This window comes from Paraburkholderia largidicola (genome assembly GCF_013426895.1).
Classification (GTDB): Bacteria; Pseudomonadota; Gammaproteobacteria; order Burkholderiales; family Burkholderiaceae; genus Paraburkholderia; species Paraburkholderia largidicola.
Genome location: NZ_AP023175.1, coordinates 270,693 through 290,159 on the forward strand (window position 1 = coordinate 270,693; position 19,467 = coordinate 290,159).

A 19,467-nucleotide genomic window follows, 5' to 3' on the forward strand; every position below is an offset into this window, starting at 1 on the left:
CGAGGGCCGCTGCCGTCGAGGCGGCCCACAAACCAGACGGCCCGGTCATGCAGATGACCGGGCCGTTTTTTTAATCCGCGAGCGCAACGACAAAACTTACTTCGGACCGCTCGTCCAGAAGATCACATCGTCGATGCGGTCGAATACATAGACCTTCAGCGCCATCTGCTCGACCTGATCGATCTGTTCGAACTCGATGCCGTGGGTGGCAGGATCGCCGGGCTTCGAGCCGGGCTGCACGTTGCGGATCGTCGCCGTGGTTTCGATGGGCGTCTCCATGTCCTTCGAGCGCAGCGTGAAGGCGACGCGGATGCGCTTGCCGACTTCGCCGACCGTCCACGGAGCCGAAAACGACATGCCCATCGCGCTCACGCTCTGCACGAGGCCGAGGCTCTCGTAGCCCGCGCCTTGCGCTTCGACGCTGAAGCGCAGCGGCAGGCTCGCGCGCACGCGCACCGACTTGCGCTCGCGCAGCCGGCGGACCACGCCCGGCTTCGACAGCACGAGATAGTGGAACGGCACCTGACAGACGGAATCAACGGTGCACACGAAGCGGAACACCGCCTGGCTCGCGATCGCGACGATCTCGACGTTCTCGCCGACGGAGAGCGGCATCGGCTTGCCGTCGACGAGCGGCGGCGTGACGAACAGCGACTCGTTCGGCGCAAAGCCGATGATGCGCGACGGATGCATCGGCGCGCCCATGCCGACCTGCGAGCGCACGCCGATCAGCGCGCCGATCGTCAGATGCATTTCCTTGAGCGTCGGCGCTTCCGCTTCGCCGGGTTTGGCTGCGCCTTGCGCGGCGGCCGTGCCGTCGTTCGCGTCGCCGAGATCGCCGCGATGCGGCCTGAAATGCTGGAACAGAAAGCGATGCTCGTCCGCGCCGATCACGACCGCGCCGCGCTCGAACAACAGAGCGCCATCGCTATCGACGATCGGAAACTCGAGCGGTGCGCCGACGGGCACCGCGTCGGGTGAAAGCTGGCGCGTAGCGACGGGCGCGCTCGCGGCGTCGTCGACGGTGTCTTCACTGGTTTGCATGATGGTCGATAAAGCGTTGGTCGTTGTTAACCGCTGTATACGTCGTCCGCTGAAAAAACTTTAATTTTATTTTTTAGCACTACATCAACTCGCCATTCGCTTGCGATATGCATTATCAATAGCGGGTCTTTTTTATTGCGAAGCAAACGTTAAAATCGGCGGTTATTCATACCAACGCGGCGTATATGCCCATTCCTGGCCGCTTCCGGCGGGGCGGAACACGCGCGTCGTCGACGAGCCGATTATCACCATCGTCCGCATATCGACATCGGCGGATTTCAGTTCTGATAGCGTCTTTGTTTTCAATGTCGCGCCTGGCCGGCCAATATCGCGGCCGAGTACCACGATCGTTTTCGGCGCACGAAACGCGCGCACGATATCGAGCGCCTTGTCGAGTTGCCACGGGCGCGCGCGCGAAATCGGGTTATAGAACGCCATCACCAGATCGGCTTCGGCGGCATGCCGCAAGCGGGTTTCGATGATCGACCACGGTTTCAGATTGTCCGATAGCGACAGCATGCAGAAATCGTGGCCGAGCGGCGCGCCGGCCTGCGCGGCCGTCGCCAGCGCGGCGGAGATGCCCGGCACGATCTCCAGTTCGACGGCGGCCCACGCGGCGCATTGCGGCTCGTCGCGGGCGTCGTCGAGCGCTTCGAGCACAGCGGCTGCCATCGCGAACACGCCCGGGTCGCCTGATGAGACCATCGCCACGCGCCGTCCTGCGCTCGCCAGCTCGAATGCATGGCGGGCGCGCTGCATTTCCTCGCGATTGTCCGTGCCGTGCACGCGCTGGTCCGCGCGGAACGGGCCAGCCATTTTGACGTAGGTTTCGTAGCCGAGGATGTCGGTGGCCTGCGCCAGCGCCGCGCGCGCGGCGGGCGCCAGCAGCGACGCGTCGCCGGGTCCGAGGCCGATCACGCTCAGCTTGCCGCGCGCACGGCCGACTGTCGCGGGATCGAGCGGCGCATGGGCGACGGCGAAAGCAATCGGCGTTTTGGTGTCGGCCGCGAGCGTCGTGTGTGGAACGCGCAGGGTCTGGTTGAGCATGTCGACCGCGTGGCCGGGTGCGCCTGGCTCGGCGGAGTAGCGCAAGGCGACTTGCAACGCGGTCGCAGCCCGTTGAAGCGCGGGGTTACCCATCAGCGACAAAGGCGCGAGCAGCACCGCGAGCGACGTAGCGGCGAGTCCCTGCGCGCGCGCTGCATCGAGGATGCGCTCATGCAGGCCATCGCCCGTTGCCGTTGCATCGACTGCGACTGCGACTGCGACGCTGCGCGGATGAATCACCAGTTCGTCCGCTGCGCCACTCCACGCGAGCGGTGTGACGCGGATCGCGCGTTGCGCATCGTCGGCGCGCGGCAGTTGCACGCCGTCGAGCCACGGCGCGTCGCCCTCGATGCGCGTTGCTTCGCCCGCGAGCAGATCGGACACGAAGCGCTTGCCCTGATCGAGGCTGGCGAGCGTATAGCCGTCGGGTGGATTGAGCACGCACGCGCCGAACCGCAGTTCGCCGCTGGTCGTGATCGCGGGCGGCACGTCGAGCGCAGCGGCGATCTCGCGCGCCATCGTGTTGACACCCGACAGCCCGCCAAGCAGCGGCACGACGGCGCTGCCATCTTCGGCGACGGCCAGCACGGGCGGCTCGATGCCCTTGTTCGCGAGCAGCGGCGCAAGGCAGCGGATCACGATGCCCGCCGCGCACAGCGCGACGATCGGCGTGCCGCTTGCGTACAGCTCGCCCAGATGCACGCCGAGTTCGCTGAAGCTCACGTCCGCGTCCGTCACGCGGCCTTGCAGCCCGTGCACCTGCGCGCCTTCGTAGCGGGCCTGGACGCGCCGCGCGGTTGCCTGCGCGCCGACGCCGAGTATCACGATGGCGGGCGGCGTCGTCATCCTTGCCATTTTTCCCCCGGCACGACGAGCAGGGAGAAGTAGGGCGACGCCATCGGATCGACGTCGGCGAGCGGCACGATGCGCTGGTTGGCCATCGTTGCGCGTTCGACGTAGAGCGCGCGGTCCGCGAGACCGAGTTCATGAAGTACGCGGCGCACCTTGTCGAAATTGCGGCCGAGCTTCATCACGACGGCGGCATCGGCATCGGCCAGCCGCCGTTTGAGTTCATCTTCGGGCAGGACACCCGACAGCACCGACAGCGTCTGGTTGCGATACACGAGCGGCTGGCCGAGCACGGCGACGCCGCCGAGCATCGAGCACACGCCGGGCACCACTTCGGCGTCGAAGCGCGGCGCAAGCCGGTTCGCGAGCCGGTCGTGCAGATACATGTACGAGCCGTAGAAGAACGGATCGCCTTCACAGATCACGGCCACGTCGCGGCCAGCGTCGAGGTGCTTCGCGACCACTTCGGCGGCCGTGTCGTAGAAGTCGGCGATGATCGCTTCATACGACAGCGGTGGCTCGAGCGCCTCCGTCGTCACGGGGTAGACGAGCGGCAACTGTTCCTGTTCGCTCGACAGATGCGATTCGATGATCGAGAACGCGTTGCCTTTCTTGCCCTTCGCGACGAAGTACGCAACCACGTGCGCCGACTTCAGGAGCCGCAGCGCTTTTAACGTGATCAGTTCCGGGTCGCCGGGGCCGACGCCGAGCCCAAAGAGACGCCCGCCCGTGCTGTTCGCCTGACCGCTCATTTATTCGTCCTCCGATGCGAGCGCGTTCACGGCGGCCGCCGCCATCGCGCTGCCGCCGCGCCGGCCTTGCACGGCGACGAACGGTACGCCGCGGCTATCGGCGGCGAGCATCGCCTTCGATTCCGCCGCGCCGATGAAGCCGACCGGGAAGCCGAGAATCAGCGCGGGGCGGGGCGCGCCGCCGTCGAGCATGTCGAGCAGATGAAAGAGCGAGGTCGGCGCATTGCCGATCACGACGACGCTGCCTTGCAGATGCGGCCGCCACAATTCGAGCGCGGCTGCCGAGCGGGTGTTGTTCATCTCGCGCGCGAGGGCAGGCACGGATGGATCGGCCAGCGTGCAGATCACGTCGTTGCGGGCGGGCAGGCGCGCGCGCGTGATGCCTTCGGCGACCATGCGTGCGTCGCAGAGGATCGGCGCGCCGTTGGCGAGCGCGTGGCGCCCGGCGCGGCCCGCGCCCTCCGAAAAGCGCAGATCGCCGACGATATCGACCATTCCGCACGCGTGGATCACGCGCACGGCGAGCTTTTCGAGGTCGGCGGGAATGCGCGAGAGGTCGGCTTCCGCGCGTATCGTCGCGAACGACTGGCGATAAATTTCCTGTCCGTCGCGGATGTAGTCAAGCATCGAATGGCTCATCAGTTGGGGGAAGGGCGGACGCTTGCAGCACGTCCGCGGCTTCGTCGATCGTCAGACCGCGCGCGATGCATCGGCCGAAGCCGTTGGGATCGCGCGGGTCGTGTGTGTGGTACAGGTCGTAATGGCCGTCGGCCACTGCGAGCAGGGTGTAGGGCGCGCGATGCGCGGCTGCGCATGAACGCGGGCAACCGCTGAGATGCACTTGCGTAGGGTCGGGCACGTGAGCGGCGAGCTTCAGTGCGTCGGCTTTCGTGTCCGCGTGGCTCTTCGCGCAGCCGGTCGAGCCGGCGCACGCAATCACGCGGGTCAGCGGATGGTCAGCAGTGGTGGCGAGGCCGAGCGCTTCGAGCGTGTGCAATGTGGCGTCGAGGTTCGTTGTGTCGATGTCGGTGAGCAGTACGCTTTGCCATGGCGTCATGCGCAGCGTCGCGCGCTCATTGCCGCGTGCGAGTTCGGCGAGGCCGCGCAATGTCGCGCTGGTCATGCGGCCCAATGCGGGCTGGGCGCCGACATGCCTGCGCTCGCCGTCGTTTTGTCGATGCGCGCCGAGCCTTCGCGATGCATCAGCCGGTTCGCGGCGCCAATGTTGGATCGATGCGTCGCGCAGCACGTGTACGCCGCTTTTGCGTTCGGCGTGCGTGACGATGCTTTGCGCGGAATGCGCGGTGAGCAGGTCGCGCATGCGGGTATCGTCCGGCGCGGCGAGGTCCAGGAATGTGTGCACGAGCGCGCGCGCGAACGTTGCAAGATCCGAAGCCGCGACGGCGGCGAATGCGCTCTCATGTTCCGCAACAACGGGCGGACATCCCGCGAGGCCGAACGCGAACAACACGTCCGAACGCTCGGGATGCGGCAGCGCCGAAAACCAGATGTCGTGCGGATGATCGAGCATCATCAGGCGCTCGCCGCCATCGAGCATCAGCGAGAATTTCGGCGACAGCGCGGCGAAACGCGTGTCGCTTTGCAGGAGCGTGAGCAGATCGCGGGTGAGTACGGTTGTGTCGAATAACGCGTTAGCATCGCGGCCCGCAACCGGGCTGGTCATCACGTTGCGCACGTCGTCGGCGAAGGCGTGCCCGGTGTTCTGCGGACCGAGGCCCGCGTCGAGCAGCGCCGCAACGAGCGCGTCTTCATGGCCGCGCTTCACGCCGCGTAATTGCAGATTCGCGCGATTCGTGATGTCGACGATCCCCGACGCGTGTTCGTCGATTACATTGGCGATGGCCAGCGCCTGCATTGCGCTCAACTCGCCGCCCGCCAGCTTCACGCGGCAGATGCCGCCGTCGAGCGCAGGCACGATGCGCAGCAGCCCCGGACAAGCCGAAGGGCGCAAGGCGGAAGCGTCGGACGAATGGAAAGCGTGGCTCAAGACATCACCGGGTAAGCGTCGCGCGACGGCCCGGGCGTCTCGAAAGAGAGCGGCTCGGCATCGGTACACCCCGCCCGATGTTGGCTGGCACGAACTGTTGGCCGGCAGGTTTCCTGTGTCGACCAGAGTTGACGCTTTAGCGTCTTACTCTGGTCCCATGCAAAGCGCTGCGGGTCAACGTCCACACCGGCCTTCCCGGTATCACCAGTGGCGCAAATTGGCGTGGACTCGCTGCATACAGTTGCGGGGGCAGTCACGGTCATCGCAGTGATGTGTGTTCCCTCTTAGGCCCCGAAAGGCACCGGCGAACGGGTATTATGCCTTTTTTCGAACAGCACAACGATGCCGCAGCCTTGAAACACGGCCCGCAGCAGCGTTTTCAGTACAGCAAGCAGATGAGGACGGACGCATGTCGGCGTGGCTGACCGTGGTGGGAATGGGCGATGACGGTTTTGCCGGTTTGGGGAAAACGGCGCGGCGCGCGCTGATCGACGCATCGGTGATCTATGGCGGCGAGCGGCATCTGGCGATGCTGCCCGTGTGCCTGAACGCCGCGCGCGAGCCGTGGCCGCATCCGTTCGACATCGTGCCCGTGCTCGCGCGCCGCGATACGCCCGTGTGCGTGCTGGCGAGCGGCGATCCGATGTTCTACGGCGTCGGCGCGACGCTCGCCCGCCACGTTCCCGCCGATGAATTGCGCGTGTTGCCCGCGCCGTCGTCGGTGTCGCTGGCGGCGGCGCGCCTTGGCTGGCCGTTGCAGGACGTGGCGACGGTGTCGCTGGTTGGCCGGCCGCTTGCCGCGTTGCAGACGCATCTGCACGATGGCGCGCGCGTGTTCGTGCTGAGCGCGGACGGCGCGACGCCCGCCGCCGTGGCTGCGTGGCTCGTCGAATGCGGCTTCGGCGCGACGCGCATGATCGTGATGGAGCATCTGGGCAACGCGTCCGAACGCCTGATCGACGTTCGCGCGCACGACTGGTCGATCGGCGAAACGGCGACGCTGAACGTGATTGCCCTCGATTGCCGGCGCGATGCCTCGTCGGATGCGCCAAGGCTCGCGCTGACGCCCGGCCTGCCCGACGACGCCTATCGCCACGACGGCCAGTTGACGAAGCGCGACGTGCGCGCGCTGACGCTCGGACGCCTCGCGCCCGCGCCCGGCGAACTGCTGTGGGACGTCGGCGCGGGCTGCGGATCGATCGGTATCGAATGGATGCGCGCGCACGCCACCTGCCGCGCGATTGCGATCGAAGCGAATGCGGAGCGCCAGCGTTTCATCGAGCACAATCGCGATGCGCTCGGCGTGCCGGGACTGCAACTGGTCGCAGGCAAGGCGCCCGACGCATTGCAAGGGCTGCCCGCGCCTGACGCGGTTTTCATCGGCGGCGGCGTGACGGTGGATGGCGTGCTCGATGCCTGCTGGCGCGCGCTGAAACAGGGCGGACGGCTGATTGCGAACGCCGTTACGCTCGAAGGCGAGGCGGCGCTCGTCGCGTGGCGCGCGCAGCATGGCGGCACGCTGACGCGTATCGCGCTCGCCGAAGCGCAGGCGCTCGGCGGCTTCGAGACGTGGCGTTCCGCGCTGCCGATCACGCTACTCGACAGCCGCAAACCGTGATGCGCGACGAAACGCCCGAACAGCCCGCGCCGCTACGCAGTGGCTACACGACGGGAAGCTGCGCGACGGCGACGTCGCTGGCGGCGGCGCGTCTGCTGCTGACGGGCATTGCGAGCGATGTCGCGGAAATCGTGCTGCCAAAAGGCCAGCATGTGCCGATGAAGCTCGTATTCTGCCGCCTGCGCGACGATGTGCATTCAGCCGAAGCGGGCACGATCAAGGACGCGGGCGACGATCCCGACGTCACGCATGGCGCCGTGGTGTTCGCGCGCGTGCGCCTTGCCGATGAACCCGGCGTGCGTTTTCATGCGGGGCCTGGCGTCGGCACGGTGACGCGCGCGGGCCTCACGCTGCCCGTCGGCGAGCCGGCCATCAACCCGGTGCCGCGGCAGATGATGACCGCGCATCTGACCGAACTCGCGGCCGAGCATGGCTATGCGGGCGGCTTCGAAGTGACGGTCGGCGTGGAGAACGGCGAGGCGCTGGCGCAGAAGACGATGAACCCGCGCCTGGGCATCATCGGCGGTCTGTCGATACTCGGCACGACGGGCATCGTGCGGCCGTTCTCGTGCTCGGCGTATATCGCGTCGATCCATCAGGGCATCGACGTGGCGCGCGCGAACGGCTACATGCATATCGCCGCGTGCACGGGCAATGCGAGCGAGGACGCGATGCGCGCGTACTACCAGTTGCCCGATATCGCGCTGATCGAAATGGGCGACTTCGCGGGCGCGGTGCTCAAGCATCTGAAGCGCGCGCCCGTCGACAAGCTCAGTATGTGCGGCGGCTTCGGCAAGCTGAGCAAGCTCGCGGCGGGGCATCTCGATCTGCACAGCCGCCATTCGAGCATCGACTTGCCGCAGCTCGCTGCGTGGTCGGCGCAACATGCCGCGAGCGACGCCGCGTTGCAGGCTGCCATCGTCGGCGCGAACACGAGCCAGGAAGCGCTCGCGATGGCGCGCAAACAAGGCGTGCCGCTCGGCGATATCGTCTGTGCACGCGCGCGCGACGTCGCGCGGGAAATCGTGCCCGCGTCGGTCGAAGTCGAGATGTTCGCAATCGACCGGCAGGGCAACATCATCGGAGTGGCACGATGACGCGTGTGTTATTGCTCGGTGGTACGGGCGACGCATTGCAGATCGCGCGGCAACTCGGGCCGAAGCATGTCTATAGCCTCGCGGGGCTTGGGCGCGTGCCGGAAGGGCTGGCGTGTGAAGTGCGCGTCGGCGGCTTTGGCGGCAGCGAAGGGCTTGCGCGGTTTATCGAAAGCGAAGGCATTGCGCTCGTGATCGACGCGACGCATCCGTATGCCGCACAAATGAGCGCGAATGCGGCGGCCGCATGCCGCGAGACCGGGGTGCCGTGCTGGGCGCTGCGCCGCGCGGGCTGGACGCCGCAGACAGGTGACGACTGGCGGATGGTCGATGGCTGGGATGCGTTGGTCGATGCGATCCGGCCGTTTCGGCGCGTGCTGTTCGCGTCGGGCCGCGAGCCGCTCGCGCATCTCGACGAGATACCTGCGCATCAGTATTGGATCGTGCGCTGTCTCGACGCGCATCCGGGCAACGAGCGTGCGCGCATCATCGACGCGCGCGGCCCGTTCGACATCGACGGCGAGCGGGCGCTGTTCGCACTGAACCACATCGATGTGCTGGTGACGAAGAACAGTGGAGGCGCGGCGACGCAGGCGAAGCTCGACGTCGCGCGCGAACTGAGGGTGCCCGTGGTGATGATGCGGCGTCCGTCGTTGCCCGAGGTCGATCGCGAGTTCGACAGTCCGGCGCAACTGCTGCGCGCATTGAACGAAGAAGATTGGAGTGCTGTGAAATGACGGTGTTTTTTATCGGCGCGGGACCGGGTGATCCTGAACTGATCACGGTGAAGGGGCAGCGTCTGGTGCGCACGTGCCCGGTGATTCTTTACGCTGGCTCGCTGGTGCCCGAAGCCGTGCTGAGCGGCAATGTCGCTGAAAAGGTGGTGAACACGGCCGAGCTCGATCTGGATGCGATTGTCGCGCTGCTCGCCGATGCGCATGCGAAAGGGCAGGACGTGGCGCGCGTGCATTCGGGTGACCCGTCGTTGTATGGCGCGATTGGAGAGCAGATTCGTCGATTGCGGGCGCTTGACATTCCGTATGAGATCGTGCCGGGCGTGACGGCGACGGCGGCCTGCGCGGCCTCGCTTGGTGTCGAGTTGACGTTGCCGGATGTGTCGCAGACGGTGATTCTTACCCGCTATGCGCGGAAGACTTCGATGCCGGAGGGCGAGCAACTTGCCGATCTTGCGCGGCATCGGGCGTCGATGGCGATTCATCTTGGGGTGCGGCATATTGCTTCTATTGTCGATGAGCTGATGCCTCACTATGGGGGCGACTGTCCCGTCGCCGTGGTTTATCGGGCTAGTTGGCCGGATGAGGAGAAGGTCGTTGGTACGCTTGCTGATATTGTCGCCAAGGTGCAGGTGACTGATATTCAGCGTACCGCGTTGATTCTTGTTGGGTATGTGCTCGATGCGGAGGGGTTTGCGGATTCGACTTTGTACTCGAGGTGAGTGAGGGGTTGTTGGGGGTGGTTTGCTTGTGTTTGCGCTGGCATCCGCGATTTGTTATTGGTGCCTCAAGCGTTGCCCCTGTGCGGGGCGGCACCTACTTTTCTTTGCCGCCGCAAAGAAAAGTAGGCAAAAGAAAGCGGCTCACACCGCCAGTTCTTGTATTTGCCTGAGGGCCCCCACAGGGTCTTACGCTTCAACCGGCAACCACGTGACCGACGTTCGTTGCTAGCGCTCTAAATGAGCGCCTCACCCGCTTCACGCTCCCGCGCTACAGCAAGCCTTGCCAGACAGTCCACGGCCGCCCAGGTGGCAAACTGTGTGCAGGCCGCAGTACCTCACACGCCTCACTCCGGACCGATAGCGCACGCGCTCCACGTTGTAAGAGCCCAGCCTAAACGACGCGACAACCTACACACAGTTTGCCACCTGGGCGGCACATACCATTCGCTGCCGCTGGCCGTTGTACGGGTGCTTGAAGCGGGTGAGGCATTCATTCGAAGCGTTGGCAACAGGCACCAGCCAAGACGTTGCCGTGTGAAGGATGGGGATGTTGGGGGCCCGTGGATAGGAACATGGGCTGGCGGTGTGAGCCGCTTTCTTTTGCCTACTTTTCTTTGCGGCGGCAAAGAAAAGTAGGTGCCGCCCCGCACAGGGGCGACGCCTGAAGCCAGATAACAAATCGCGGATGCCAGCGCAAACACAGGCAAACCAAACCAAACCAAAACCAAACCGCTCGCCGCGAGAAGGCAAACCGCGGACGCCAGCGCCGCCCCAGGCAAACCACAACAAAAAGGCGCCGCCAGCAACAAAAAAAAACAAACCCCTACCTCGTCTGCACGCGAGACTGCTCCCCTTGAGCCTGCGTCTGCGTAACCGCACTCACCACAACAAACACAACGACATTCACCGCCAGGGCAACAAACCCGATATTGACGTCCTTCAGCGCATCCGGCAAAAACGGCATCAACTGCCCGACGCTCATCTTGAAGATAGTGGTCACAGCAACGACGGCAACGCCAGCCAGAATTCCGCAAAAAGCCCCTTGCCGGGTCGCGCGATTCCGCGGCGCAAGACTGCAAATAACAGCAGGAAACAGTTGAGTCACAAAGCTATACCCCATCAAAAGCAGCGCAACGATGGTCTCCCCGCCGTGCAGCGTAAAAAGAACCGCAACAAGCGCAACAACAGGAACAAACACGCGAGCAAGCTTCGCAACAGTCTCATCAGAAGCATTCCGCTGCACGAGCCCGCGATAAATATCATTGGCAAGCAGCGTCGAAGCCGTCGTGAGAATCATCGAGCCGGGCACCAGCGCCGTCAGCACGCCAGCTGCACCAATCACCCCGACGAACCACGGATCGAACGTCTGCAGGGACAGCTTGAACAACGATAAGTCGATATCGCCGCCCTTGAGTCCCGGCACCTTCAGCGCCGCAGCAAAGCCGACAAAAAACACGAACAGCAAAATCAGCTGATAGAGCGGCAACACAATCGCATTACGCCGAAAGATGCGCTCATCCTTCGCGGTGAACACAGAACCGAACGTATGCGGCCACATGAAGAACCCAAGCGCCGTGAGCAGCACAGTCGACTGAAACCACGTAACGCTCGACCCCTTCTCAGGGAACGTGAGAAACCCGGGCCGCGCCACATCGATCGCATGAAACATCTGCCCGAGGCCGCCGTAGTAATGCATCGGCAGATAGATACCGAGAAACAGCACGATGCCCAGTATCAGCATGTCCTTGACGACCGAATTCCACGCCGAGCCGCGCACGCCCGACACGATCACGTAAATCGTCACCACCGCCGCGCCGATCCAGATCGCCGCCGACGATGAAATCGCGCCATACGAAGCCGTCGACACGATGATCCCAAGCCCCTTGAGCTGCAGCACGAGATACGGAATCAGCGCCGCGACGTCGACGATGGCGACCAGCACCCCAAGCGACGCGCTGTCGTACTTGCGCGTAAAGAAATGCGGTTGCGATACGAGGCGATGCGCCTTCGCAAAGCGCCAGACAGGCGGCAGCATCCAGTACGACAGCACATACGCCAGCGTCCCGTACGCCAGGATGTAATAGACGGGCGCGCCCTTGCCATACGCAAAGCCACTGCCGCCAAGGAAGGTGAACGTCGTATAGATCTCACCCGCCATCAGCAGGAACACGAAGGCGGTGCCGAAGCTGCGGCCGCCCACCGTCCATTGTTCCAGGCTCATGTCATGCCCGCGGCGGGCGCGCACGCCGAGATACAGCGCGAACAGCGTGACGGCAACGATGATTGCGAGGGCGCTGCTCATGAACGCACCTCCTCGCCGGGCGAAGCCTGCCGGTTCACCGGATCGAGCCGGTAGATAATGCCCATGATGATCGAGCTCAACACGACCCACATGACGATCCATGCGAGTACGAACGGCATGCCGAGCACGAGCGGCTCGACGCGGTTGACGAACGGAACGCCGAGCAGAATGCCGATGAACGGCAGCACGGCGAGCAGACGAAATGACATGGACAACTCCTCGAATGAGAATGAGCCGGTCTCGATGAACGTCAATTCCTGAAGCAACGACTGGGGTGCCGCGCACCGACTGTATGCCTCTTGCCACATTCCGGTAAAGGTCGCCAAAAATATGCAGGTATATTGAAAGGAATGTGCGCAAACGCAGTGCCCGTGGGCATCGGCATGCATCGCCGGCGTGCTGCATTGCATGAAGAAGGTGCCTCTCGCGTGGCGTGCGGAATTCGTTGCATTTACACTGTTCGGCCTTCATGCTCCGTTGCGCGGCGCAAAAAACAAAACCATCAAAGAGCAAATCCATCGATGATTTCGAGCCTGATTTCGGAGATCCTGTTTGGCTTCACCGGGTTGATCAGCATCATCAATCCGATCGCGATCGCCTTCGTGTTTCTCGACCGCACGGATTCCCTGACGGACGCGGAACGTGCCGCGCTCGCCAAACGCGTGTCCATCAATGCGTTCTTCGTGCTGCTGGTCGTATTCTTTGTCGGCACGCCGATCCTGCATTTCTTCGGCATTTCGATGGAAGCGCTGCGCATCGGCGGCGGACTGGCCGTGGCCGTGAGCGCGTGGAATATGCTCAATGCGCCGGAACGTCAACCGAACGAAGCCGCCGTCAAACCCGTCGATCCCGACAACGCAATGTCGAAGGCCTTCTTTCCGTTGACGGTGCCGCTCACCACAGGCCCCGGCACCATGGCGACGGCCATCGCGCTGAACGCGAACCGCAGCCACAAGCTGTCGGAGTTCGTGATGTCGTCGATCGCGTCCGTGACGATTTCGTTTCTTGTCATGCTCGCGGTCTGGTTCACGTATAACCATGCCGCGACCCTTGGCCGTTATCTGGGCAAGGAAGGCACCAAGGTGGCATTGCGCGTGTCGGCATTTTTGCTGTTGTGCATCGGCGTGCAGATCATCCTGACGGGGCTGGCCGAGTTTCTTGGGCCGATCGCCAGTGGCCGGGCCGGCGGCTGACGCAATGGGTGGCGGATACGAAGCGGGCGTGACCCGGCGGTGATCGGGCGGATGTGAACCGTTTGAAACCGGCGCAGGCGTAGGCGTTTTTCATCAAGGAGAGCGATCATGTGCCGCTGGCTGGCTTACACAGGAAACCCGATTCAGCTCGAAGCCGTGCTGTTCCGGGCCAAGCATTCGCTGATCGACCAGAGCCTGCATTCACGGCTCGGGCAAACGACTACCAACGGCGACGGCTTCGGCGTTGGCTGGTACGGCCATCCGACCGACATTCCATTCCGCTATCGCTGCGCCCATCCCGCGTGGAGCGACCGCAATCTGCGCGACGCCGCGCGGGCCGTGCGCGCGTCGCTGTTCGTCGCGCATATCCGCGCGGCGACGGATACCCCTTCGCAGGAAACCAACTGCCATCCGTTCCGCTACGGCCGCTGGCTCTTCATGCACAACGGTCTGATACGCGACTATCCTAAAGTGCGGCGCGACCTGATGCTCGGCATCGACCCGGACCTGTTCGCGTCGATCGAAGGCTCGACGGATTCCGAAGTCATGTTCTTTCTCGCGCTCACCTTCGGGCTCGAAATCGACCCGGTGCTCGCGCTGGAGCGCATGGCCGGTTTCGTCGAAGAGACGGGGCGACGGCACGGCATCGAGGCACCGCTGAACATGACCGTCTGCGCGACAGACGGCGAGCAGATCGTGTCGGCGCGCTATTCGAGCGAGCGGCAGTCGCGCTCGCTCTATCACAGCACGTCGATCCGTCATCTGATGGAGTTGTATCCTGATGATCCGCGTCTCGCTGCCGTCGGCGCAGACGCGTTCCTCGTGCTATCCGAGCCGCTCGTCGACCTGGAAGGCTGGTGGGAGGAAATACCGGAATCGACGGCGATCGTCGCGAAACGCGGCGGGATCGAGACACGGCCATTCGATCCGCATGGAACGTAGCACCGTTGCACGTCCACGGTCACGTGATCCGCGTAAACCCTGATACGCGGCGCGCGCCCGTCTGCCGTTGTTGCATGAAGGGAGTGCAACCATGAGTCGTCCAGTGACTGCAGACATCGCGACTGACAAGCCATCCGAAAGCACTCGCCGCCGGTCCGATCTGGCCGCCGAGGTGCTGGCGTCGGAACAGAGCGTATTGCGCCTGCTCACGCGCAGCACGCCGTTGCCCGAGTTGCTGGCGGAAGTGTGCCGCCGCGCGGAAACCTTGCTTGGCGAGGGCGCGCGGTGCTCGATCCTGGTACTCGACACCGATGGCGTCACCGTGCGCGTCGGCGCGGCGCCGTCGCTGCCGGCGCAGTACAGCGCGGCCATCGACGGCATGGCGATCGGCCCGTCCGCCGGTTCCTGCGGCACGGCGATGCACGACCGGCGGCTCGTGATCGTCGAGGATATCGGCAGCGATCCCTTGTGGGCGGACTACCGGCATCTCGCGCTGCCGCTCGGGCTGCATGCCTGCTGGTCGGTGCCCTTCGAGGACGATGCGGGCCAGGTGCTCGGTGCGTTCGGCGTCTACTACGACCGGCAGCGGCGTCCGGACGAAGACGAACATGCGTTGCTGCACGAGATCGGCCAGAGCGTCGGCCTGGCGATTCATCAGGATCTGATGCGCAAGCGCCTCGCGGAAAGCGAGGAGCATCACCGGCTGGTGGTCGATCACCTGAACGAAGGCATCGTCGTGCAGACGCGCGACGGCATCGTGCTCGCCTGCAATCCGAGCGCGCGGCGCATGCTGCGCGCCTCGGGTGAAGTGATCGGCCAGGACATCTACAAGGTGATTCGCGCCGCGTACTGGGAAAACGGCTCGCTGGTCGAGTCGGGCGAGCAGCCGACGCAGCGCGTGCTGCGCACCGGGAAACCCGTGGTCGGCATGACGCTGCGACTCGAGCTGACCTGCGGCGAATCGATCTGGATCACCGAGAACGTCGTCCCCATCATCAAGCCGGGCGAGACCGAGCCGAACGCCGTGCTCGTGTCGTTCAACGACATCAGCGCGGTGCGCTCGGCGCGCGCGCAACTGCAGCATCTCGCGACCCGCGATTCGCTGACGGGGCTGTACAACCGCGCGTTTCTCGCCGACCGGATGAGTGCGCTGCTCGCGCCGCATGCGGGCGTCGAAGGGCATGAAGCCGAGGACGCTCAACCTGCAGTCACGCGACTGGCCGTGCTGTTCGTCGATCTCGACGGCTTCAAGAAGGTCAACGACATCGCCGGCCACGAAGCGGGCGATGCGCTGTTATGCAGTGTCGCCGCGCGGCTAGCGGGCTGCGTGCGCAGCGAGGACACGCTCGCGCGCGTCGGCGGCGACGAGTTCGTGATCGCGACGGGCGACTACGGCGACGCATCGTTCCTGACTTCGCTCGCGCAGCGCGTGCTCGACACGATCGCGATGCCGTTCGCGGTGGGCGGCAACGAGTATTACCTTGGCGCGTCGATCGGCATCAGCCTGTTCCCCGACGACGGGCGCGATGCGCAGACGCTGATGCGCAACGCCGACTCCGCGATGTACGACGCGAAGCAGCGCGGCCGCAACAACTTCCAGTTCTTCACCGCCGAGTTGAGCGAGCGTTTGCAACGGCGCTTCGCAATCGAACAGTCGCTGCGGCGCGCGCTCGTCGCCGACGAACTGAGTCTCGCGTATCAACCGATCGTCGAAGGGGCGACGGGGCGCATCGTGGGCGCCGAGGCGCTGTTGCGCTGGCATAACGGCGAACTGGGACACGTGTCGCCCGCCGAATTCATTCCCGTCGCCGAAGATACCGGCCTCATCATCGACATCGGCCGCTGGGTGCTGGAGAACGCGTGTCTGCAGGCCGTCGAGTGGCGCAGAACGATTACGCCGCATCTGATGATGGCCGTGAACCTGTCGCCGCGGCAGATCAACGGCGAACTGATCGAGCATGTGGCGCTGAGCCTGGAGCACGCGGGCCTGGAGGCGTCGGCGCTCGAACTGGAGATCACGGAAGGCGTGCTGATGAGCGACAGCGACGCCGTCATGCCGCTGCTGACGACGCTCGCGCGCATGGGCGTGCGCATTTCCGTCGACGATTTCGGCACCGGCTATTCGTCGCTGTCGTATCTGAAGCGCTTTCCGTTGCATAGCCTGAAGGTCGACCGGTCGTTCGTCGCGGGCTTGCCCGAGCATCGCGATGCCGTGGCGATCACGCATGCCGTCGTCGCGATGGCGCATTCGCTCGGCATGAACGTGACGGCCGAAGGCGTCGAAACGAGCGAGCAGGCGGCGTTTCTGCGCTCGATCGGCTGCGAGCGGCAGCAGGGCTATCTGTTCGGGCGACCCGTCGTGCCGGGTGAGTTCGCGCGTGAGGCGCAGCGGCTGCAGGCGGGCATCTGATTGGTGCGGCGATACGTTCGTTCACGCGGGGCGGTTACACTGGCGCTCGTTTTTTCCCTTGCGAGCGATGCGTGGACGGAGAGTTGAAATGCGCGTTTGAAGCCGCACGGCGGTATGGTGTCGGGCTGGTTGCGGCGTTGATGTTGTCGCTGGCTGGCGCGAGCGAGCTTGCGCCGCCATCGCAGCCTGCGGATCGATCCACTGACCTCGTGCAGACCCGCGCGTTCGACCCATCGCCGTGGATGTCGTACTACGGCGACGCCGCGGCGCTCGGCAGCGTGGCACGCGCGGCGTCGACCTTCCGTGTCATCGACGTCGATCTCGATCCCGACGCCGACAACTTCACGCCCGCCGAAGTCGCCGCGCTGAAGAACGACGGCCGCAATATCGTGCTGAGCTACCTGAACCTCGGATCGTGCGAGACGTATCGCTCGTACTGGCGCGACGTGCCGGAAGGCTTCGTGTCATGCGAGGCGAACAAGGCGGCGCATGCAGGCACGTATCGCGGCTACCGGCACGAGACGTGGATGAATCTGTCGAATGCCGCTTACCAGCGGCTCATCGTCGATTACGTCGCGCCGCGTCTGGTCGCGCAGGGTTCGGACGGCTTCTATCTCGACAACCTCGAAATCGTCGAACACGGCACGTCGACGCGCAACGGCCCGTGTGACGCCGTGTGCGCGCAAGGCGGCCTCGATCTCGTGCGCAAGCTGCGCGAGAAATATCCGGCGCTCGTGTTCGTGATGCAGAACGCGACGGGACGCACGACGCGCGAAGGCATGACGGGCGGCATCGCGTTCGCATCGCTGCTCGACGGAATCGCGCATGAAGAGGTGTATGCGCCGAAGTACGACGCCGCGGCGGAAGCGGAACTGGCCGCGTGGAAAGCGTTGGCGCTCAGGCCGAATGGACACGCGTTCTGGATCGCGACGCTCGATTATGTCGGTGACTGCGATTCGGCGGCGAAGACACGCCGCGTGTTTGCGCGCAGCCGCGCCAAAGGCTTCGTGCCGTATGCGTCCGACGCCAGCGCGAAGCAGGGCGTGGTGTGCTACTGGGAGAAGTAACGGACGCGCGCGGTTCGGCCGATCACGCGCGCGACGTCAACAGCTTCAACCCTGCGAGGCCGAAGACGATCGCGAGGCCGCCGTCGAGCCAGCGGCGAATCGACAGATACACGCGGCGCGCAACCGGTGTCGAGAAGAGCGCCGCGTAGCTGCCGAACACCAGCATGCCGATCGCGAGGCATCCGGCGACGATGGTCAGCATATGTTGCGCGCCGCCGCTCGCCGGCGACGCGAGCGCCACCACCGAAATCCACACCAGAATCGCCTTCGGGTTCGTCAGATGCAGCAGCAAGCCGCGCGCGTAGATGCGGCGCAACGGCAGATGCGTTCCCGCCGCCTGCGTCCGGGCAGCACGCGGCTGCCATGCCGAGCGGCCCGACTTGAACGCGAGCCACAGCAAATAGCATCCGCCGAAAATCTTCAACGCGACCATCGCTCCCGAGAACGCCAGCAGCGCCGCCGACAGCCCGAGCGCGGCCAGCATCGCCCAGAAGCACGAGCCGCACACGACACCCGCGGCGAACGCGAACGCGGCCTTGCGCCCGTCCGTGCTCGCAATCGACATGATGGCCAGATTGCTCGGGCCGGGGCTCGCCGTGCCGACGAAATACGCGGAATAGGCGAACAGGACGTTCGCGGACAGCATCGGAAGGCTGGTCATGGGATGGGCCCGGAAGAATGAGGCGAGGGGAGATTGTCGCTGCTGCGCGCGTCGTGCGGAATAGACACTTCGCGGTTCGCAGGGCGGGCCAGCGGCACTGACGGTTCCTGACAGTGCAGGCGCGTTGCGCAGGGATTCAGCGTCGCGCCGCTCGTATCAGGTCCGGCCAGCAGCGTTCGGCGATCCGCTCGTGATACGCCATCAAGGCAGGATGCTGCGAGACGAAATCGCGCACCGGACTTTCGAACGGATGCGCGACTGTCGTGTGGACCCACGCGAAGCCGGTTGCGTCGATCGTCGTCGGCTCGTTACCGAGCAGGAAGGGCTGGTCGCCGAGCAGATCGGCGACGGCCTGCCAGCCTTCGATGCCCATTCGCGCGACTTCGTCGTAGCTGTGCCGTCCCGTGCCTTGCTCCCACGCCTGGCGCAGCACCTTGCGACGGACCACGGGCAACAGCAGCGGCGTGAGCGCGCCGACCAGCGACCGGACGGGCGGCGGCGCGGTGAGCCGCGCGTATTCGGCCAGAATCGGCTTATAGATCGCCATGTTGCGGTCGACGGCCCAACGGAAATACACGGCCACGAAATACAGATGCGTTTCGAGGAGCGCCTTGATCGCAGCCGATTGCGCGCGTTGCCGTGGATCGAGCCGCGCGTCGTCGAGTGCACCCGGATAACGGCGTTGCAGATAGCCGATGATCGCCGACGAATCGCAGATCGTCACACCGTCGATCTCCGCGACGGGCAGCTTCTTTTTCGGCATCGCGTTGAGATTGCCGATGCGTCCTTCGTACGGAATGCCCGAGAGTCTCAGCCACGTTTCGAGCTTGACGACGAACGGACTGAGATCGGGCGGCATCGAGCCGGAACCGTCCCCGAACTTGTAAACGATCATGAAGGCCTCTCATACGCCGTTGTGCTGCCGCGTGCGCCGCGCGTGGGCGCGCAATCGGGATCGTACAGGCACGCGGGTCTGCGGTGAATCTGGCCAGTTCGGCGCGCGTTGACTTTCGTGCCAGCGCGA

Annotated in this window: 17 protein-coding genes and 1 riboswitch; of the genes, 8 read left to right on the forward strand and 9 right to left on the reverse strand. The window is 64.8% G+C overall.

What is annotated here, in order from left to right; all coding sequences use genetic code 11:
- Positions 1 to 96: 96 nt before the first annotated feature.
- From PPGU16_RS17915 to cobG, 5 genes are all read right to left on the reverse strand, one after another.
- Complete coding sequence (locus PPGU16_RS17915; RefSeq protein WP_180723974.1) at positions 97 to 1,044, reverse strand: flagellar brake protein; 948 nt, start codon at positions 1,042 to 1,044, stop codon at positions 97 to 99.
- Between the two features lie 162 nt (positions 1,045 to 1,206).
- Entirely contained in the window at positions 1,207 to 2,946 is a 1,740-nt protein-coding gene (cobJ, locus tag PPGU16_RS17920) for a precorrin-3B C(17)-methyltransferase (protein ID WP_180723976.1), read from the reverse strand.
- Complete coding sequence (locus PPGU16_RS17925; protein WP_180723977.1) at positions 2,934 to 3,692, reverse strand: precorrin-2 C(20)-methyltransferase; 759 nt, start codon at positions 3,690 to 3,692, stop codon at positions 2,934 to 2,936. The genes cobJ and PPGU16_RS17925 overlap by 13 nt, the downstream gene beginning before the upstream one ends.
- A complete protein-coding gene (locus tag PPGU16_RS17930) occupies positions 3,693 to 4,319 on the reverse strand; it encodes a precorrin-8X methylmutase (protein ID WP_180723978.1) in 627 nt (208 codons plus the stop codon).
- On the reverse strand, positions 4,312 to 5,700 hold the full coding sequence (cobG, locus tag PPGU16_RS17935) for a precorrin-3B synthase (RefSeq protein ID WP_243460630.1): 1,389 nt from the start codon (positions 5,698 to 5,700) through the stop codon (positions 4,312 to 4,314). Before cobG ends, PPGU16_RS17930 begins: the two co-directional genes overlap by 8 nt.
- An 86-nt stretch (positions 5,701 to 5,786) precedes the next feature.
- A riboswitch (cobalamin riboswitch) is annotated at positions 5,787 to 6,021 on the reverse strand.
- Positions 6,022 to 6,109: 88 nt separating this feature from the next.
- On the opposite strand from cobG, the gene cbiE reads away from it, so the two are divergent.
- Genes cbiE through cobM form a run of 4 tightly spaced genes read left to right on the forward strand, consistent with a single transcriptional unit; the run spans position 6,110 to position 9,868 of the window.
- Positions 6,110 to 7,318 (forward strand): precorrin-6y C5,15-methyltransferase (decarboxylating) subunit CbiE, encoded by a 1,209-nt coding sequence (cbiE, locus tag PPGU16_RS17940; RefSeq protein WP_180723980.1) that lies wholly within the window; start codon positions 6,110 to 6,112, stop codon positions 7,316 to 7,318.
- Positions 7,318 to 8,415 (forward strand): cobalt-precorrin-5B (C(1))-methyltransferase, encoded by a 1,098-nt coding sequence (locus tag PPGU16_RS17945; RefSeq protein WP_180723982.1) that lies wholly within the window; start codon positions 7,318 to 7,320, stop codon positions 8,413 to 8,415. The genes cbiE and PPGU16_RS17945 overlap by 1 nt, the downstream gene beginning before the upstream one ends.
- Positions 8,412 to 9,149, forward strand: a complete 738-nt coding sequence (locus tag PPGU16_RS17950) for a cobalt-precorrin-6A reductase (protein WP_180723983.1) — start codon at positions 8,412 to 8,414, stop codon at positions 9,147 to 9,149. Before PPGU16_RS17945 ends, PPGU16_RS17950 begins: the two co-directional genes overlap by 4 nt.
- The gene (gene cobM, locus PPGU16_RS17955; RefSeq protein ID WP_180723985.1) at positions 9,146 to 9,868 is read left to right on the forward strand and encodes a precorrin-4 C(11)-methyltransferase; all 723 of its coding nucleotides are present in this window, start codon (positions 9,146 to 9,148) and stop codon (positions 9,866 to 9,868) included. The genes PPGU16_RS17950 and cobM overlap by 4 nt, the downstream gene beginning before the upstream one ends.
- Positions 9,869 to 10,691: 823 nt before the next feature.
- On the opposite strand, the gene PPGU16_RS17960 is transcribed toward cobM, so the two are convergent.
- The gene (locus tag PPGU16_RS17960) at positions 10,692 to 12,170 is read right to left on the reverse strand and encodes a sodium:solute symporter family protein (RefSeq protein ID WP_180723986.1); all 1,479 of its coding nucleotides are present in this window, start codon (positions 12,168 to 12,170) and stop codon (positions 10,692 to 10,694) included.
- The gene (locus PPGU16_RS17965) at positions 12,167 to 12,379 is read right to left on the reverse strand and encodes a DUF3311 domain-containing protein (protein WP_180723988.1); all 213 of its coding nucleotides are present in this window, start codon (positions 12,377 to 12,379) and stop codon (positions 12,167 to 12,169) included. The genes PPGU16_RS17960 and PPGU16_RS17965 overlap by 4 nt, the downstream gene beginning before the upstream one ends.
- Before the next feature lie 312 nt (positions 12,380 to 12,691).
- Here PPGU16_RS17965 and PPGU16_RS17970 point away from each other — a divergent pair, with 312 nt between their 5' ends.
- From PPGU16_RS17970 to PPGU16_RS17985, 4 genes are all read left to right on the forward strand, one after another.
- The gene (locus PPGU16_RS17970; protein WP_180723989.1) at positions 12,692 to 13,363 is read left to right on the forward strand and encodes a MarC family protein; all 672 of its coding nucleotides are present in this window, start codon (positions 12,692 to 12,694) and stop codon (positions 13,361 to 13,363) included.
- A gap of 108 nt (positions 13,364 to 13,471) precedes the next feature.
- The gene (locus PPGU16_RS17975; protein WP_180723990.1) at positions 13,472 to 14,305 is read left to right on the forward strand and encodes a class II glutamine amidotransferase; all 834 of its coding nucleotides are present in this window, start codon (positions 13,472 to 13,474) and stop codon (positions 14,303 to 14,305) included.
- 91 nt (positions 14,306 to 14,396) lie between these two features.
- Positions 14,397 to 16,715, forward strand: coding sequence for a putative bifunctional diguanylate cyclase/phosphodiesterase (locus tag PPGU16_RS17980; protein ID WP_180723992.1), 2,319 nt, complete (start codon positions 14,397 to 14,399; stop codon positions 16,713 to 16,715).
- 83 nt (positions 16,716 to 16,798) lie between these two features.
- Positions 16,799 to 17,782, forward strand: a complete 984-nt coding sequence (locus tag PPGU16_RS17985; protein WP_180723993.1) for a glycoside hydrolase family 191 protein — start codon at positions 16,799 to 16,801, stop codon at positions 17,780 to 17,782.
- Between the two features lie 22 nt (positions 17,783 to 17,804).
- On the opposite strand, the gene PPGU16_RS17990 is transcribed toward PPGU16_RS17985, so the two are convergent.
- Together PPGU16_RS17990 and PPGU16_RS17995 are read right to left on the reverse strand one after the other, a co-directional pair.
- Positions 17,805 to 18,443 carry a LysE family translocator gene (locus PPGU16_RS17990; RefSeq protein ID WP_180723994.1) on the reverse strand — a complete coding sequence of 213 codons (639 nt, stop codon included), beginning with the start codon at positions 18,441 to 18,443 and terminating at the stop codon, positions 17,805 to 17,807.
- 136 nt (positions 18,444 to 18,579) lie between these two features.
- Entirely contained in the window at positions 18,580 to 19,338 is a 759-nt protein-coding gene (locus PPGU16_RS17995; RefSeq protein WP_180723995.1) for a glutathione S-transferase family protein, read from the reverse strand.
- Between the last annotated feature and the right edge of the window lie 129 nt (positions 19,339 to 19,467).

Coding starts and splice junctions, on each gene's coding strand:
- PPGU16_RS17915 (WP_180723974.1), bottom strand. CDS start 1,044: ATGCAAACCAGTGAAGACACCGTCGACGACGCCGCGAGCGCGCCCGTC.
- cobJ (WP_180723976.1), bottom strand. CDS start 2,946: ATGGCAAGGATGACGACGCCGCCCGCCATCGTGATACTCGGCGTCGGC.
- PPGU16_RS17925 (WP_180723977.1), bottom strand. CDS start 3,692: ATGAGCGGTCAGGCGAACAGCACGGGCGGGCGTCTCTTTGGGCTCGGC.
- PPGU16_RS17930 (WP_180723978.1), bottom strand. CDS start 4,319: ATGCTTGACTACATCCGCGACGGACAGGAAATTTATCGCCAGTCGTTC.
- cbiE (WP_180723980.1), top strand. CDS start 6,110: ATGTCGGCGTGGCTGACCGTGGTGGGAATGGGCGATGACGGTTTTGCC.
- PPGU16_RS17945 (WP_180723982.1), top strand. CDS start 7,318: ATGCGCGACGAAACGCCCGAACAGCCCGCGCCGCTACGCAGTGGCTAC.
- PPGU16_RS17950 (WP_180723983.1), top strand. CDS start 8,412: ATGACGCGTGTGTTATTGCTCGGTGGTACGGGCGACGCATTGCAGATC.
- cobM (WP_180723985.1), top strand. CDS start 9,146: ATGACGGTGTTTTTTATCGGCGCGGGACCGGGTGATCCTGAACTGATC.
- PPGU16_RS17960 (WP_180723986.1), bottom strand. CDS start 12,170: ATGAGCAGCGCCCTCGCAATCATCGTTGCCGTCACGCTGTTCGCGCTG.
- PPGU16_RS17965 (WP_180723988.1), bottom strand. CDS start 12,379: ATGTCATTTCGTCTGCTCGCCGTGCTGCCGTTCATCGGCATTCTGCTC.
- PPGU16_RS17970 (WP_180723989.1), top strand. CDS start 12,692: ATGATTTCGAGCCTGATTTCGGAGATCCTGTTTGGCTTCACCGGGTTG.
- PPGU16_RS17975 (WP_180723990.1), top strand. CDS start 13,472: ATGTGCCGCTGGCTGGCTTACACAGGAAACCCGATTCAGCTCGAAGCC.
- PPGU16_RS17980 (WP_180723992.1), top strand. CDS start 14,397: ATGAGTCGTCCAGTGACTGCAGACATCGCGACTGACAAGCCATCCGAA.
- PPGU16_RS17990 (WP_180723994.1), bottom strand. CDS start 18,443: ATGACCAGCCTTCCGATGCTGTCCGCGAACGTCCTGTTCGCCTATTCC.
- PPGU16_RS17995 (WP_180723995.1), bottom strand. CDS start 19,338: ATGATCGTTTACAAGTTCGGGGACGGTTCCGGCTCGATGCCGCCCGAT.